Raw genomic sequence first — 12,801 nt, 5'->3', positions numbered from 1 at the left:
GGGCGGCGCCGATCATGCGCCGCCCCTGCCCTTCTTCGTTCCCCAAATACTCATGCGACCGCGCAGCCGGCGCGACCTCTCATGCCTGGGAAGCCTTGGCCTTCTTCAGCGTCTTGCCATGGTTCGCGATCCAGTCCATCGCGGCCAGCAGCACGCCCGAGATCACGAAGACCAGATGGATAACCACCATCCAGCGGATCTGATCGGGGGCGTATTTGCTGACATCCATGAACACCTTCAGCAGATGGATGCCCGAGATCGCCACGATCGAGGCCACCAGCTTCAGCTTCAGCCCCGAGAAATCGACCTCGCCCTGCCAGTCCGGCCTGTCCTCATGCTCGCTCAGGTCCATGCGGCTGACGAAATTCTCGTAGCCCGAAAAGATCACGATCAGCAAAAGGTTCGCCGCCAGGCTCAGGTCGATCAGCGCCAGCACGCCCAGCACCGCGTCGTTGACGGTCATGACCGGCAGGATGCCGACCAGGTGCCACAGTTCCAGCGCAAAGACCCAAAGCAGGATCAACAGCGACAGCGCCAGACCGACATAGATCGGCGCCATCATCCAGCGACTGGCGAAAAGGCTGCGTTCGAGAAGGCGTTCCATGAATGCTCCTGAATGAATGGACGGCCCGCGCTATATATACCGCGCGCCGCCGCCCGGAAGGGGCGAGCCTTCGCGGCGCAGGCCCGCACCGCCACCGGCGCGCGATGGCGGCGCCAGGAACGAAGGGAAAAGATATTCGGACCAAGGGGCCTGACGACGCGCCCGCCTCTGCCGCCGTGTCGCAAAGCGCGACGAAAGGCCGCTCGCCCCGTGCCCGGGGACATCGCATCGCGACGAACACCGCTGCCATACGGCGGGCCACGGCCCCATCTTCACCGTTCTGCAAATACTCCAGGGACGGCGCCGACGGCGCTCAGTCCGCCGACTGGTCCTCGGCCTTCTGGGCCAGGGCCTCGGCCCGCGCCGCCAGCTCCGCCATGGCCTCGCTCAGGCTCTCGGGCACCACCGGGACCTCGACGCGCTGCGGATTGGATTTCAGCCGCGCCAACTCGCGCTCAAGCGTGGCGACGCGGTCCTCCAGCCCCGAGGTGCGGTCGGCCAGCATCAGCCCCGACAGCAGCAGGAGCCGCGGCTCAGGCATCCGGCCCGCCTGTTCCAGAATCACCTGGGCCTCGGCATCCAGCAGGCCGGCGGCGCGCTTCAGCAACCGCTCCTCGCCCTCCTGGCAGGCTAGGGTATAGGCCTTGTGCCCGATCGAGAAATCCACTTCGGCCATCGCTCAGCCCCTTTCCCCGTCCAGAGTGGCGCCGTCCCCGGCAAGCTCCGCCGCCTCGGGCGGGCCGTCCTCCCGCGCCTCGCCGGCAAGGGTCGCGGCTTCCGGCGGCGCCGGGGTCTCGACCATGGCGGGCGGCGCATCGGCGGGGGCCGGGGGCGCCGGGCCGTCTATCATGCGGTCCAGCGCGTCGACGATCTCGCCCATCTGCGCGACCTCGGCGGCACGGGCGGCGCGCAGCGATTCGATCTCGGCCTCCAGCGCGCGGCGGATATCGTCCTGCGACGCGCCCTCGCCTTGCGCCGCGACGAAGGCACGGTTGGCCTCGGCCAGGGCCTCGTTCGCGGCAGACAGCTGCGCGGCTTCCTGCCCGACCGCGACCAGGCGCTGATGCGCCTCGGCCAGCCGCGCCTCGCAGTCGGAAAGCGTGGTGGCCTGGCGCTGGTGCAGGGCGGCAAGCTCTTGCGAAAGACGCCGATTCTCGGCCTCGGCCTCGTGCAGCCGCACTTGCACCGCCTCTGCCTCGGCCGAGGATGCCGGCGGCGGGGCATGGCGCGCCTGGGCCACGCGGTCCAGGAATTGGTCGATCCGGTCCAGCGCCGCGATCAGCCGCTTTTCGCTGAGGTTCAGGTCTTCTCTCATCGGCCAGGATCCTTTCGGGTCGCTTGTCCTTTGGGGCTTGCCCGTCACTTTTCGCATTGGATCGGCCATATGACAAGGACGGGCGGGACTTCCCGCCCGATCCGCGCCGCCGCATCGGCTTTTCAGCCGCCGGATCGGGCCCTATAAGGCGGCAAGCCTGCATGAGGAGAGGACGCGATGCGCCGCGCAAAGATCACCCGCGAAACGGCCGAGACGCAGATCGAGGTCGAGCTGGACCTCGACGGCACCGGCCGCTACGACAACCGGACCGGCGTCGGCTTCTTCGACCACATGCTGGACCAGCTGGCGCGGCATTCGCTGATCGACCTGACGGTGCGGGCCAAGGGCGACCTGCATATCGACGACCACCACACGGTCGAGGATACCGGCATCGCCATCGGCCAGGCGCTGACCCAGGCGCTTGGCGACAAGCGGGGCATCCGGCGCTATGGCTCGTTCCACCTGGCGATGGACGATGCGCTGGTCCGTGCGGCGCTGGATCTTTCGGCGCGGCCCTATCTGGTCTGGAACGTGGATTTCCCGGCGCAGAAGATCGGCACGTTCGACACCGAGCTGGTGCGGGAATTCTTCCAGGCGTTGTCGACCCATGGCGGGATCACCCTGCATGTCGACCGCATCCACGGGCTGAACGCCCATCACATCGCCGAGGCCGCCTTCAAGGCGGTGGCCCGCGCCATGCGCGAGGCGGTCGAGCCCGACCCGCGCATGGCGGGCGTGCTGCCCTCGACCAAGGGCGCGCTCTGATGCGGGTGGCCCTGGTCGATTACGACAGCGGCAACCTGCATTCGGCTGAAAAGGCCTTTGCGCTGATGGGGCGCGAGGCGGGGGCCGAAGTGGTGGTGACCTCGGACCCCGATGCGGTCGCGCGCGCCGACCGCATCGTGCTGCCGGGCGATGGCGCCTTTCCGGCCTGCCGCGCGGCACTGGATGCCGTGCCCGGCATGGTCGAGGCGCTGCGCGAGGCGGTGCTGGACCGCGCCGTGCCCTTCATGGGCATCTGCGTCGGCATGCAGATGCTGGCCGAGACCGGGCACGAATATCGCGACACCCAGGGGCTGGGCTGGATCGGCGGCGAGATCGACGCCATCGACGCCCCCGGCCTGAAGGTGCCGCATATGGGCTGGAACGACCTGACGGTGCTGCGCCCGCATCCGCTGCTGGACGGCATCGCGACCGGCGATCACGCCTATTTCGTGCATAGCTGGCAGTTCCGCGTCGCCAATCCGGCGCATCTGCTGGCCACTGTCGATTACGGCGGGCCGGTGACGGCGGTGGTCGGGCGCGACAATATCGTCGGCACCCAGTTCCATCCCGAGAAGTCGCAGGCCGTCGGCCTGCACATCATCGGCAACTTCCTGCGCTGGCGCCCGTGAGGGGCGCGGCCGGGGGCTCTGCCCCCCGCCCTTCAGGCCCCTCGACGGGGCCCGAAGGGCGTCCCCGGGGTATTTGGAAAACGGAAAGAAGCCGGGCCGCTATTTGACCTGGACCCAGCGTTGCGTCTTGCAGAAGACCGCGACGCAGCCCGAGACGTTCAGCGTCTTGCCGTCGAGCTGCATCTTCGACTTGTAGGTCTTGTCGGCGCCCGGGTCCCAGATCGTGCCGCCCGAGAACTTGCCGCCGCCATCGTCGGTCATGCCGGCGACGATGTTCTTGCCGGCATGAGGCGACTTGATCTCCTTGCCCGCCTTGTCGAAGCTCTTGATCAGCCTGCCGCAATACTTGCCGCCGCAATCGTAGAACTCGACCATGCCGACATTGCCGTCGTCATTGGCCTGGGTCTGGAAGATGCCGCCGATGCCCTCGGCCTGGGCGGTGGTGCCCGCAAGCGCGAGCAAAGCGGCAAGAGCCAGTGTCCTCATGGTGATTCCCCCTCCCCTGGGGCTATGGTCCCGGGTGCAGGATGCGGGTGCCGGCCGCCCGCGATCAAGCCTGACGTGAGGTCGCGGCCGCGGGACCCGGGGCCTTTCGGATCGGCGCCGGCTGTGGCAAAGGGGCGCCACGCTATCAGGAGAGATGCGATGATCCTTTATCCCGCGATCGACCTCAAGGACGGCAATTGCGTGCGCCTGCTGCGCGGCGACATGGAGGCGGCGACCGTCTTCGGCACCGACCCCGCCGCCCAGGCCCGCGCCTTTCGCGACGCCGGGGCGGAATGGCTGCATCTGGTCGACCTGAACGGCGCCTTTGCCGGCAAGCCGGTGAACGCCGCCGCGGTCGAGGCGATCCTGGCCGCCATCGACCTGCCCGTCCAGCTGGGCGGCGGCATCCGCGACATGGCGACCATCGAAGGCTGGCTGGACCGCGGGCTGGCACGGGTGATCCTGGGCACGGTGGCGGTCGAGCAGCCCGAACTGGTACGCGAGGCGGCGATGGCATTCCCCGGCAAGATCGCCGTGGGCATCGACGCGCGCGGCGGCCGGGTGGCGACGCGCGGCTGGGCCGAGGAAACCGACGTGAACGTCGTCGACCTTGCGCATCGCTTCGAGGACGCGGGCGTCGCCGCGATCATCTATACCGACATCGACCGCGACGGCGCCATGGCCGGTCCCAACATCGCCGCGACCGAGGCGCTGGCACGGGCGGTCAACGTTCCGGTCATCGCCTCGGGCGGGGTCAGCTCGATGCAGGACCTGATGGCGCTGCGCGCGACCGGGGTCATCGCCGGGGCGATTTCCGGCCGGGCGCTTTACGACGGCGCCATCGACCTGAATGCGGCGCTGAAGGCGCTGGCCTGAATGCGGCGGGCGAGGTAACAAGGCATCATGCTGAAGACCCGTGTGATCCCCTGCCTGGATGTCGCCGATGGCCGCGTGGTCAAGGGCGTGAACTTCGTCGACCTTCGCGATGCCGGCGATCCGGTCGAGGCGGCGCGCGCCTATGACGCGGCCGGCGCGGACGAGATCTGCTTTCTCGACATCCACGCCACGCATGAGAATCGCGGCACCATGTACGACCTGGTGACGCGCACGGCCGAGGCCTGTTTCGTGCCGCTGACCGTGGGCGGCGGCGTGCGCAGCCACCAGGACGTGCGTGCCCTGCTGCTGGCCGGGGCCGACAAGGTCAGCTTCAACTCGGCCGCCGTCGCAAACCCGGACGTGATCGCCGAGGCCGCCGACCGTTTCGGCAGCCAGTGCATCGTCTGCGCCATCGACGCCAAGACCGTGGCGCCCGGCAAGTGGGAGATCTTCACCCATGGCGGCCGCAAGCCCACCGGCATCGACGCGGTGGAATTCGCCCGCACCGTCGCCGCCAAGGGCGCGGGCGAGATCCTGCTGACCAGCATGGACCGCGACGGCACCAAGTCCGGCTTCAACATCCCGCTGACCCGCGCCGTGGCCGATGCGGTCACGATCCCGGTCATCGCCTCGGGCGGGGTCGGCATGCTGGAGCATCTGGCCGAGGGCGTGCTGGAGGGCCATGCCTCGGCGGTGCTGGCGGCCTCGATCTTTCATTTCGGCACCTTCACCGTGCGCGAGGCCAAGGAGCACCTGGCCGCCGCCGGCATCCCGGTGCGGCTGACATGAGCGGCCCGCACCCGACCGGCCTTCACCGCCTGGCCGAGACCATCGCAGCACGCAAAGGTGCCGACCCCGAGACCAGCTGGACCGCCAAGCTGCTGGCCAAGGGTCCCGAGAAATGCGCCGAGAAATTCGGCGAAGAGGCCGTGGAGGCGATCATCGAGGCGGTCAAGGGCGACCGCGCCAAACTGATCTCCGAGGCGGCCGACACGCTTTATCACCTGCTGGTCATGCTTGCCGCGCGCGACGTGACGCTTTCCGACGTGGAAAATGAACTCGACCGCCGCGAGGGGCGTTCGGGGATCGAGGAAAAAGCGTCTCGAAAGTGACATCATGCTGGACATGCTGGCGGGCGAGTTCTCGCGCCCCATGAGCCTGCCCGCCGGCGTGGTCGTCCTGCGGCTGACCATGGCGGTTCTGCTGGGCGGGGTGATCGGCTGGGAACGCGAGGTCAAATCCCGCGCCGCCGGGCTGCGCACGCATATGCTGATCGCCCTGGCGGCGGCCTGCTTCACGCTGGTGGCTATGGAACTGGTCGATTTCAGCCCGGTGAACGAAGAGCAGCAGCGCACCGACCCGCTGCGGCTGATCGAGGCGGTGACGGCCGGCGTGGCCTTCCTTGCCGCTGGGTCCATCGTCATCAACAAGGGCAATGTGCGCGGCATCACCACCGGCGCCTCGATGTGGCTGTGCGGCGCCGTCGGGCTGTGCTGCGGCACCGGCGACCTGCGGCTGGCGCTGATGGCCACCGGCATGGCGATGGTGGTGCTTTACCTGATCCGGGTGCTTGTCAGCCCCGCCGCCCGCGAGGTGGCCGGGGGCGACGAAGACTAGGGGCAGGCCACCACCTTGACCGCGCCGCCCTGGGCTGAAAGCGCAATCTCGCCCGAGGCGAGCCGCAGCGCGTCATGGCCGAAGACCTCGGCCCGCCAGCCATGCAGCGCCGGCAGGTCGCGGGCGCCCGAGGCGATGGCGTCGAGATCGGAGGCCGAGGCGATCAGCCGCGGCGCCACGCCCGCCGCATCGGCCTTGGCCTTCAGCAGCACGCGCAGCAGATCGGCCAGCGCGGCATTGCCGGGACGGCCCGGTTCCTCGGGGGCGGGCTTGGGCAGGTCGCGCGCCTCGACCCCGGCCTTGACGGCCGAAAGGATGCCATTGGCGATCTCGCCCCGGCGGGCGTCGCGCAACAGCAGGCGGGACTTGGCCAGATCGGCCTCGGAAAGCGGCTTGGTCGAGGCCAGCTCGATCAGCGCATCGTCCTTGAACACCCGGGCGCGGGGTATGTCGCGCTCTTGCGCATAGGTCTCGCGGAAGCGCGCCAGTTCGCGCACCACGGCCAGGAAGCGCGGCGAACCGGAGCGGGTGCGCACCCGCTCCCACGCCTCTTCCGGGCGGGTGATGTAGGTTTCGGGGTTCAGGAGCACCGCGACCTCTTCGGCAAGCCAGGGCGCGCGTCCGGTCTTGTCGAGCTGGGCCGAAAGGAATTCGTAGATCGCCCGCAGATGCGTCACGTCCGCCAGCGCATAGGCCGCCTGGGCATCCGACAGCGGCCGGTGCGACCAGTCGGTGAAGCGCGAGGACTTGTCCAGGGGCTGGCGTGCGATCTTCTTGACCAGCGTCTCATAGCCGACCTGCTCGCCGAAGCCGCAGACCATGGCGGCGATCTGGGTGTCGAACAGCGGATCGGGCATGACGCCGGCGTCGTGGAAAAAGATCTCCAGATCCTGCCGCGCGGCGTGGAAGACCTTGACCGTCGGCTTGTGCCGGAACAGGTCGTAGAGCGGCTCTAGCGACAACCCCTCGACCAGAGGGTCGATCAGCACGGAAAGCCCGCCCGCAGCCTTGGTGGCCGATGCCGGCGGCAGGGCGGCCTGGATCAGGCAAAGCTTGGAGTAATAGGTCCGTTCGCGCAGGAATTCGGTGTCGAGCGTGACATAGGGCTCGGCCTTGGCCAGTTCGCAGAACTCGGCCAGTTCGGCCGTGGTGCTCAGGGTGCGGATCTCGGGCTTGCGGTCGTTCAGGGCGTTTGCGGGCATAGGCTTCCTTCAGGGGGCGGTCATGCCGCCGGCGATTCTCTTCGGGATTATCGAAGCTTCGCCGAAATTCAAGGCACGACCCAGCGTTTCACAGCGGATCGATGTCGCCCTGTGCCCGCATTGCCTCGAATTCGGCGACAAAGCCGGCCAGGGCGCCGCGCCCGATGGCATCGCGCAGCCCGGCCATCAGCTCCTGGAAGTAATGCAGGTTGTGCCAGGTCAGCAGCATGCCCGAGATCATCTCGCCAGCGCGGAAGACATGGTGAAGATAGGCACGGCTGTAGCCGGTGCAAGCCGGGCAGGTGCAATCCGCGTCCAGCGGGCGCGGGTCGTCGGCATGACGCGCGTTCTTGATGTTGACCTGCCCGCGCCGGGTCCAGGCCTGCCCCGTGCGCCCCGAACGCGAGGGCAGCACGCAATCCATCATGTCCACGCCGCGCAGCACCGCGCCGACGATGTCGTCGGGCTTGCCCACGCCCATCAGATAGCGCGGCTTGTCCTCGGGCAGGAAGCCGGGCGCATAGTCGAGCACGCCGAACATCGCCTCCTGCCCCTCGCCCACGGCGAGGCCGCCGATGGCATAGCCCTCGAAGCCGATGGCCTTCAGCGCCTCGGCCGATTCCTCGCGCAATTCGCGAGTGACGCCGCCTTGCATGATGCCGAAAAGCGCATGCCCCGGCCGGTCGCCAAAGGCGTCGCGGCTACGCTGCGCCCAACGCATCGACATGCGCATGGATTTCGCCACCTCCTCTTCCGAGGCCGGCAGCGCCGGGCATTCGTCGAAGGCCATGACGATGTCCGAGCCCAGCAGGCGCTGGATCTCCATGCTGGTTTCGGGCGAGAGGTGATGCTTGGAGCCGTCGATATGGCTGGAAAACGTCACGCCCTCTTCGGTCAGCTTGCGCAGGCTGGACAGCGACATGACCTGGAACCCGCCCGAATCGGTCAGGATCGGGCGCGGCCAGTTCATGAACTCGTGCAACCCGCCCAGCCGGGCGATGCGTTCCGCGCCCGGGCGCAGCATCAGGTGATAGGTATTGCCCAGCAGGATGTCGGCGCCGGTGGCGCGCACCGATTCGGGCAGCATGGCCTTGACCGTGGCAGCGGTGCCGACCGGCATGAAGGCGGGGGTGCGGATCTCGCCGCGCGGCGTGTGGATCACCCCGCTGCGGGCGCGGCCGTCGGTGGCCGAGACGGAGAAGGAGAATTTGTCGCTCATGCGCCGGCACATAGGCGCTTTGCGCGGCGGATGCAAAGCCGGCTTACGCCCCAACCGCGCGCAAGAGCTTCGCCCGCTCGGGGGGAATGGCGCGAATCTCCAGCCCGGTAAAGACATGCAGCGTGTCGAGTTGGCGGTCCACCACCGCATGATCGCTGACCCAGCCCCCCATGGCCAGGTATGAGCGCAGAAGCGGCGGCATCGCCGCCATGGCCCGGCGCGGATCCGGCTTGCGCAGCCGCAGCGCGCGGGCAAAGCGAAACACCTGCGGCGCCTTCACGCGCGGCAGCCAGCGCTTCGGCGCCAGATGCCGCTCGCGCAGCATGGCGAATGCGTCCTCATAGCCGTCCGTATCGGTGCCCACGAAGCTGGAGCAGCCGAAAAGCATCTCGATGCGCTCGTCGTCGACATGGCGGGCCAGCGCGCCCCAGGCGAGGCGCAGGATATCCGGGTCGCGCCATTCGGGATGGATGCAGAAACGGCCGATCTCGACCATGCGGCCGTCGAAATCGCGCAGCCGCGACAGGTTGTAATGGCGCGCGGAATAGCTGTCGCCGATCTCGGCCCCGCCCGACAGCGTCAACATGCGAAAGCACGCAACCAGCGCGCCGGTAGAGTCGTCGCGAATCAGCACATGGTTGCAACGCTCGTCGTAATCGTCGGCATCCAGCGCCCCTGATGCCTCGGCACCAGGCCGGCGGCCCAGAAAGCAAAGCCAGCGCAGCCGCTGCGCCTCACGGATATTCTCGGCACTTTCGGCAAAGCCGACCACATAGCGGCCCTTGCTGAATGACATCATGACGCCCCGCCCGATCCGTAGACCGGCCCACTTCGACTTGTTAACAACCACACTGCGCCTATCTTGTAACAGCAGCATAGCAGGATTGAAGGGCGAAGATGTCAGAGCGGATCACCAAGACCGATGCGGAGTGGCGCGCAGAGCTGGATCCCGAAACCTATCGCGTGACCCGGCAGGCGGGAACCGAGCGGCCGTTCTCGCATCCGGGCTTTCCCAAGGGGCCGGGGCATTACGAATGCGTCTGCTGCGGGGCACGGCTGTTCGACGGCGATGCCAAGTTTGAAAGCCATTGCGGCTGGCCCAGCTTTTCCCAGCCCGGCGGCAAGATCGACGAGCATCGCGACATCACCCACGGCATGATCCGCACCGAGGTGCGTTGCCACCGCTGCGACGCGCATCTGGGCCATGTCTTTCCCGACGGCCCGCCGCCCACGGGCCTGCGCTATTGCATCAACGGCGTGGCGCTGCGCTTCGTGCCGGAACCGGGCTGACATGGAAAAGGGCGCCGATGGGCGCCCCGTTCCCGTCAATCCCCGAGGAAATCTCCGGCCTGGACGCGGCCGACATTGCCCAGCAGTTGGCGGATCAGGCCAAGGCTGGTCACGCCGGTATCCGTCACGCGGCGCGACAGCACCACGACCTGCCCGCGCTCCAGCCCGAAACGCTCGACATTGCTGACCACGCCGCTTTCGGCAAAGCTGACGGCAAGCACCTGGCGGTCGATCTCGCGCGGCTCGCGCGGGCCGTAATGCTGCCAGCGCGAACCGACGTAATACCAGGCGGAGCCGGTCAGCAGCCCCTGCGCCGAGGGCCGGCCGATCAGCCCCTCCAGATCGGATTGCGTGGTCTGGCCGACGGTCACCTGCGCCAGCTGCTCCTCGGGGGGGATGTAGCCGTGGTTGCGATAGGTGGCCTGGCAGGCGGAAAGGCCAAGAGGTGCGGCCAGTGCAAGACCCAAGAGCTGCCGCCGGGAAATCTTCATCTTCTCTCTGTCCCTCTACGCGCCTGTTGACGCCGCGCGACCGGCTTAGCAAACTCATGCCCCGCGCTCAAGAATATCCAGACCCAGGGCGGATCAGCCCGCGAAAGGCCACCGATGACCGATTCCAAAACCCCGCAGACCCGGTTCCGGGTGGCCCACCTGAACCCCCGGCAGCCGACCGATTTCGCGCTGGCCCCCGCCGCGCCCGCACGCGAGGCGCTGGCGGCCGAGCTGGGGCTGAACGCCCTGCCCCGGCTGCGCTTTTCCGGCCGCATCCGCGCGCTGGCCAGCGACGCCTGGGAGGTGACGGGTGAACTGGCGGCCCGTGTCGTGCAGCCCTGCGTGGTGACGCTGGCGCCGGTCGCGACCGATCTGCGCGAAGAGGTGCATCGCGTCTTTTCGCCCCATGTCGGCACACCCGAGGATGACGAGGTCGAGATGCCCGACGAAGAACTGGAGCCCCTGGGACAGTTCATCGACGTCGAGGCGATCATGACCGAGGCGCTGGTGCTGGCCTTGCCGCTTTACCCCCGCGCCGAGGATGCGGCGCTGGACGCGCCCGAACCCGCGCCCGAGGAACCGGCCCGCAAGCCTTTCGCCGGGCTCGCGGACCTGCTGAAACAGCCGAAGAACGACTCGTAACCTAGGCGGATCGCTGGAGTTTCTCCCAATCGGGCGAAATCTCCGGTCCCAGGTTCAGCGGCGCCAGCATCCCCTGGCCCAGGATGTGGTCGGCGGCCTTTTCGCCGGTCATGATCGAGGGCGCGTTCAGGTTGCCATTGGTGATGCGCGGAAAGATCGAGCTGTCGGCAACGCGCAGCCCCTCGACCCCGATCACCCGCAATTCGGGGTCGACCACCGCCATCGGGTCGTCGGCGCGGCCCATGCGCGCCGTGCCGCAGGGGTGGAATGCCGACTCGGCATGTTCGCGGATGAAGGCGTCGATCTGCTCGTCGCTCACGACTTCCTCGCCGGGCTGGATCTCGTAGCCCTTGTATTCGGCAAAGGCCGGCTGCTCGAAGATCTCGCGCGTCAGCCGCACGCAGGCGCGGAACTCGGCCCAGTCGTCGGGATGCGACATGTAGTTGAAGCGGATCTCGGGCGCCTGCCTGGGATCGGCGGATTTCAGCCGCACCGTGCCGCGCGATTTCGAGCGCATCGGCCCGACATGGACCTGGAAGCCATGTCCCTCGGCCGCCGCCTTGCCGTCGTAGCGCACGGCAAGCGGCAGGAAGTGATACTGGATGTCGGGATATTCCACCCCCGCCGCGGAACGGATGAAACCGCAGCTCTCGAACTGGTTCGAGGCGCCCAGGCCCGTCCCCGTCGCCAGCCATTGCGCCCCGATCGAGCCCTTCCCCCACAGGTTCCAGTGCTTGTAGAGCGTGATGGGCTTGGTGGCGGTATATTGCATATAGACTTCCAGGTGGTCCTGCAGGTTCGCCCCCACCCCGGGCCGGTCCGCCCGGACCGCGATGCCATGCTCGGCCAGATGCTCGGCCGGCCCGATGCCCGACAGCATCAGCAGCTTCGGCGTATTGATCGAGCTGGCCGAAAGGATCACCTCATGTTTCGCGCGGAATACATTGACCCCGCGGCTGTTTTTCACCTCGACCCCCACGGCGCGGCCATCCTCGAAGACCACGCGCTGCGCCAGTCCCCGCCGCAGCCGCAGCTGGCCGGTTTCCTGCGCCGGACGCAGATAGGCATTGGCGGCCGACCAGCGCCGGCCTTCCCAGATCGTCGCCTCCATGGCGCCGAAACCCTCCTGCCGGGCGCCGTTGTAATCCTCGGTCGTCGGATAGCCGGCCTCACGCCCCGCCCGGATGAAGGCGTTGAACAGCGGATTCTTGCGCGAGCCGCGCGTCACATGCAGCGGCCCCTCGGTGCCGCGATAGTCGCTGACCGCGCCATGCGAGCTTTCCATGCGCTTGAAATAGGGCAGCACGTCGGCATAGGCCCAGCCGCCGGCGCCGCTTTCGGCCCAGAAGTCGAAATCCCGGGCATGGCCGCGCACGAAGACCATGCCGTTGATCGAGGACGAGCCGCCGACCACCTTGCCGCGCGGCGTGACCAGCCGGCGCCTGCCCAGATGCGGCTCGGGCTCGGACGAAAACCCCCAGTCATAGCGGCGCATGTTCATCGGATAGCTCAGCGCCGCCGGCATCTGGATGAAGGGCCCGACATCGCTGCCGCCATATTCGATGATGTCCACCCGCTTGCCGGCCATCACCAGCCGGTAAGCCAGCGCGCAACCGGCCGAGCCGGCTCCGACGATCACATAATCCGGGATCACGCCTGCCTCCC

17 protein-coding genes are annotated in these 12,801 nt (G+C 68.1%); 8 read left to right on the top strand and 9 right to left on the bottom strand.

Features of this window, described 5'->3' with window-relative positions; translation table 11 throughout:
- Positions 1 to 79: 79 nt before the first annotated feature.
- The 3 genes from BLT64_RS04175 to BLT64_RS04165 form a co-directional block, all read right to left on the bottom strand.
- Entirely contained in the window at positions 80 to 604 is a 525-nt protein-coding gene (locus tag BLT64_RS04175; RefSeq protein ID WP_011748172.1) for a TIGR00645 family protein, read from the bottom strand.
- Positions 605 to 917: 313 nt separating this feature from the next.
- The gene (locus BLT64_RS04170) at positions 918 to 1,280 is read right to left on the bottom strand and encodes a cell division protein ZapA (RefSeq protein ID WP_011748173.1); all 363 of its coding nucleotides are present in this window, start codon (positions 1,278 to 1,280) and stop codon (positions 918 to 920) included.
- A gap of 3 nt (positions 1,281 to 1,283) precedes the next feature.
- Complete coding sequence (locus tag BLT64_RS04165) at positions 1,284 to 1,919, bottom strand: hypothetical protein (RefSeq protein WP_011748174.1); 636 nt, start codon at positions 1,917 to 1,919, stop codon at positions 1,284 to 1,286.
- Positions 1,920 to 2,096: 177 nt separating this feature from the next.
- On the opposite strand from BLT64_RS04165, the gene hisB reads away from it, so the two are divergent.
- Together hisB and hisH are read left to right on the top strand one after the other, a co-directional pair.
- Positions 2,097 to 2,684, top strand: a complete 588-nt coding sequence (gene hisB / locus BLT64_RS04160) for an imidazoleglycerol-phosphate dehydratase HisB (RefSeq protein ID WP_011748175.1) — start codon at positions 2,097 to 2,099, stop codon at positions 2,682 to 2,684.
- Positions 2,684 to 3,313: an imidazole glycerol phosphate synthase subunit HisH gene (gene hisH / locus BLT64_RS04155; RefSeq protein ID WP_011748176.1), complete on the top strand. Its 630-nt coding sequence runs from the start codon at positions 2,684 to 2,686 to the stop codon at positions 3,311 to 3,313. The genes hisB and hisH overlap by 1 nt, the downstream gene beginning before the upstream one ends.
- A gap of 99 nt (positions 3,314 to 3,412) precedes the next feature.
- On the opposite strand, the gene BLT64_RS04150 is transcribed toward hisH, so the two are convergent.
- Positions 3,413 to 3,799 carry a DUF2147 domain-containing protein gene (locus BLT64_RS04150; protein ID WP_011748177.1) on the bottom strand — a complete coding sequence of 129 codons (387 nt, stop codon included), beginning with the start codon at positions 3,797 to 3,799 and terminating at the stop codon, positions 3,413 to 3,415.
- A 159-nt stretch (positions 3,800 to 3,958) separates the two neighbouring features.
- Here BLT64_RS04150 and hisA point away from each other — a divergent pair, with 159 nt between their 5' ends.
- Genes hisA through BLT64_RS04130 form a run of 4 tightly spaced genes read left to right on the top strand, consistent with a single transcriptional unit; the run spans position 3,959 to position 6,292 of the window.
- Positions 3,959 to 4,675: a 1-(5-phosphoribosyl)-5-[(5-phosphoribosylamino)methylideneamino]imidazole-4-carboxamide isomerase gene (gene hisA / locus BLT64_RS04145; protein WP_011748178.1), complete on the top strand. Its 717-nt coding sequence runs from the start codon at positions 3,959 to 3,961 to the stop codon at positions 4,673 to 4,675.
- A gap of 27 nt (positions 4,676 to 4,702) precedes the next feature.
- Entirely contained in the window at positions 4,703 to 5,464 is a 762-nt protein-coding gene (gene hisF, locus BLT64_RS04140; RefSeq protein ID WP_011748179.1) for an imidazole glycerol phosphate synthase subunit HisF, read from the top strand.
- Complete coding sequence (locus tag BLT64_RS04135) at positions 5,461 to 5,787, top strand: phosphoribosyl-ATP diphosphatase (protein WP_011748180.1); 327 nt, start codon at positions 5,461 to 5,463, stop codon at positions 5,785 to 5,787. The genes hisF and BLT64_RS04135 overlap by 4 nt, the downstream gene beginning before the upstream one ends.
- Before the next feature lie 4 nt (positions 5,788 to 5,791).
- Positions 5,792 to 6,292 (top strand): MgtC/SapB family protein, encoded by a 501-nt coding sequence (locus tag BLT64_RS04130; RefSeq protein WP_011748181.1) that lies wholly within the window; start codon positions 5,792 to 5,794, stop codon positions 6,290 to 6,292.
- Here the strand turns inward: BLT64_RS04130 and rnd are convergent.
- The 3 genes from rnd to BLT64_RS04115 all read right to left on the bottom strand — a co-directional run bounded on the left by rnd (position 6,289) and on the right by BLT64_RS04115 (position 9,512).
- Complete coding sequence (rnd, locus tag BLT64_RS04125; RefSeq protein WP_011748182.1) at positions 6,289 to 7,494, bottom strand: ribonuclease D; 1,206 nt, start codon at positions 7,492 to 7,494, stop codon at positions 6,289 to 6,291. The genes BLT64_RS04130 and rnd overlap by 4 nt on opposite strands.
- Positions 7,495 to 7,582: 88 nt before the next feature.
- Positions 7,583 to 8,713 carry a tRNA guanosine(34) transglycosylase Tgt gene (gene tgt, locus BLT64_RS04120; protein ID WP_041529898.1) on the bottom strand — a complete coding sequence of 377 codons (1,131 nt, stop codon included), beginning with the start codon at positions 8,711 to 8,713 and terminating at the stop codon, positions 7,583 to 7,585.
- 43 nt (positions 8,714 to 8,756) lie between these two features.
- Positions 8,757 to 9,512, bottom strand: coding sequence for a GNAT family N-acetyltransferase (locus BLT64_RS04115; RefSeq protein WP_011748184.1), 756 nt, complete (start codon positions 9,510 to 9,512; stop codon positions 8,757 to 8,759).
- A gap of 98 nt (positions 9,513 to 9,610) precedes the next feature.
- Here BLT64_RS04115 and msrB point away from each other — a divergent pair, with 98 nt between their 5' ends.
- Positions 9,611 to 10,003, top strand: a complete 393-nt coding sequence (gene msrB, locus BLT64_RS04110; RefSeq protein ID WP_011748185.1) for a peptide-methionine (R)-S-oxide reductase MsrB — start codon at positions 9,611 to 9,613, stop codon at positions 10,001 to 10,003.
- Positions 10,004 to 10,038: 35 nt separating this feature from the next.
- Here the strand turns inward: msrB and BLT64_RS04105 are convergent, their stop codons facing one another.
- Positions 10,039 to 10,494 (bottom strand): outer membrane protein assembly factor BamE, encoded by a 456-nt coding sequence (locus tag BLT64_RS04105; protein WP_011748186.1) that lies wholly within the window; start codon positions 10,492 to 10,494, stop codon positions 10,039 to 10,041.
- A 114-nt stretch (positions 10,495 to 10,608) separates the two neighbouring features.
- Between BLT64_RS04105 and BLT64_RS04100 the strand changes: the two genes are divergently transcribed.
- Positions 10,609 to 11,136: a YceD family protein gene (locus tag BLT64_RS04100; protein ID WP_011748187.1), complete on the top strand. Its 528-nt coding sequence runs from the start codon at positions 10,609 to 10,611 to the stop codon at positions 11,134 to 11,136.
- A 1-nt stretch (position 11,137) separates the two neighbouring features.
- Here the strand turns inward: BLT64_RS04100 and betA are convergent, their stop codons facing one another.
- Positions 11,138 to 12,790 (bottom strand): choline dehydrogenase, encoded by a 1,653-nt coding sequence (betA, locus tag BLT64_RS04095; protein ID WP_011748188.1) that lies wholly within the window; start codon positions 12,788 to 12,790, stop codon positions 11,138 to 11,140.
- Positions 12,791 to 12,801 lie beyond the last annotated feature (11 nt).

The organism is Paracoccus denitrificans, from assembly GCF_900100045.1.
Lineage (GTDB): Bacteria > Pseudomonadota > Alphaproteobacteria > Rhodobacterales > Rhodobacteraceae > Paracoccus > Paracoccus denitrificans.
This window is presented reverse-complemented; position numbering and strand designations above follow the sequence as displayed.

Excerpts from the sequence above, each read along its gene's own strand:
- msrB (WP_011748185.1), top strand. The coding sequence starts at position 9,611 with ATGTCAGAGCGGATCACCAAGACCGATGCGGAGTGGCGCGCAGAGCTG.
- BLT64_RS04135 (WP_011748180.1), top strand. The coding sequence starts at position 5,461 with ATGAGCGGCCCGCACCCGACCGGCCTTCACCGCCTGGCCGAGACCATC.
- BLT64_RS04100 (WP_011748187.1), top strand. The coding sequence starts at position 10,609 with ATGACCGATTCCAAAACCCCGCAGACCCGGTTCCGGGTGGCCCACCTG.
- hisF (WP_011748179.1), top strand. The coding sequence starts at position 4,703 with ATGCTGAAGACCCGTGTGATCCCCTGCCTGGATGTCGCCGATGGCCGC.
- BLT64_RS04105 (WP_011748186.1), bottom strand. The coding sequence starts at position 10,494 with ATGAAGATTTCCCGGCGGCAGCTCTTGGGTCTTGCACTGGCCGCACCT.
- BLT64_RS04130 (WP_011748181.1), top strand. The coding sequence starts at position 5,792 with ATGCTGGACATGCTGGCGGGCGAGTTCTCGCGCCCCATGAGCCTGCCC.
- hisA (WP_011748178.1), top strand. The coding sequence starts at position 3,959 with ATGATCCTTTATCCCGCGATCGACCTCAAGGACGGCAATTGCGTGCGC.
- hisH (WP_011748176.1), top strand. The coding sequence starts at position 2,684 with ATGCGGGTGGCCCTGGTCGATTACGACAGCGGCAACCTGCATTCGGCT.
- hisB (WP_011748175.1), top strand. The coding sequence starts at position 2,097 with ATGCGCCGCGCAAAGATCACCCGCGAAACGGCCGAGACGCAGATCGAG.
- BLT64_RS04170 (WP_011748173.1), bottom strand. The coding sequence starts at position 1,280 with ATGGCCGAAGTGGATTTCTCGATCGGGCACAAGGCCTATACCCTAGCC.
- tgt (WP_041529898.1), bottom strand. The coding sequence starts at position 8,713 with ATGAGCGACAAATTCTCCTTCTCCGTCTCGGCCACCGACGGCCGCGCC.
- BLT64_RS04175 (WP_011748172.1), bottom strand. The coding sequence starts at position 604 with ATGGAACGCCTTCTCGAACGCAGCCTTTTCGCCAGTCGCTGGATGATG.
- BLT64_RS04115 (WP_011748184.1), bottom strand. The coding sequence starts at position 9,512 with ATGATGTCATTCAGCAAGGGCCGCTATGTGGTCGGCTTTGCCGAAAGT.
- BLT64_RS04165 (WP_011748174.1), bottom strand. The coding sequence starts at position 1,919 with ATGAGAGAAGACCTGAACCTCAGCGAAAAGCGGCTGATCGCGGCGCTG.
- BLT64_RS04150 (WP_011748177.1), bottom strand. The coding sequence starts at position 3,799 with ATGAGGACACTGGCTCTTGCCGCTTTGCTCGCGCTTGCGGGCACCACC.
- rnd (WP_011748182.1), bottom strand. The coding sequence starts at position 7,494 with ATGCCCGCAAACGCCCTGAACGACCGCAAGCCCGAGATCCGCACCCTG.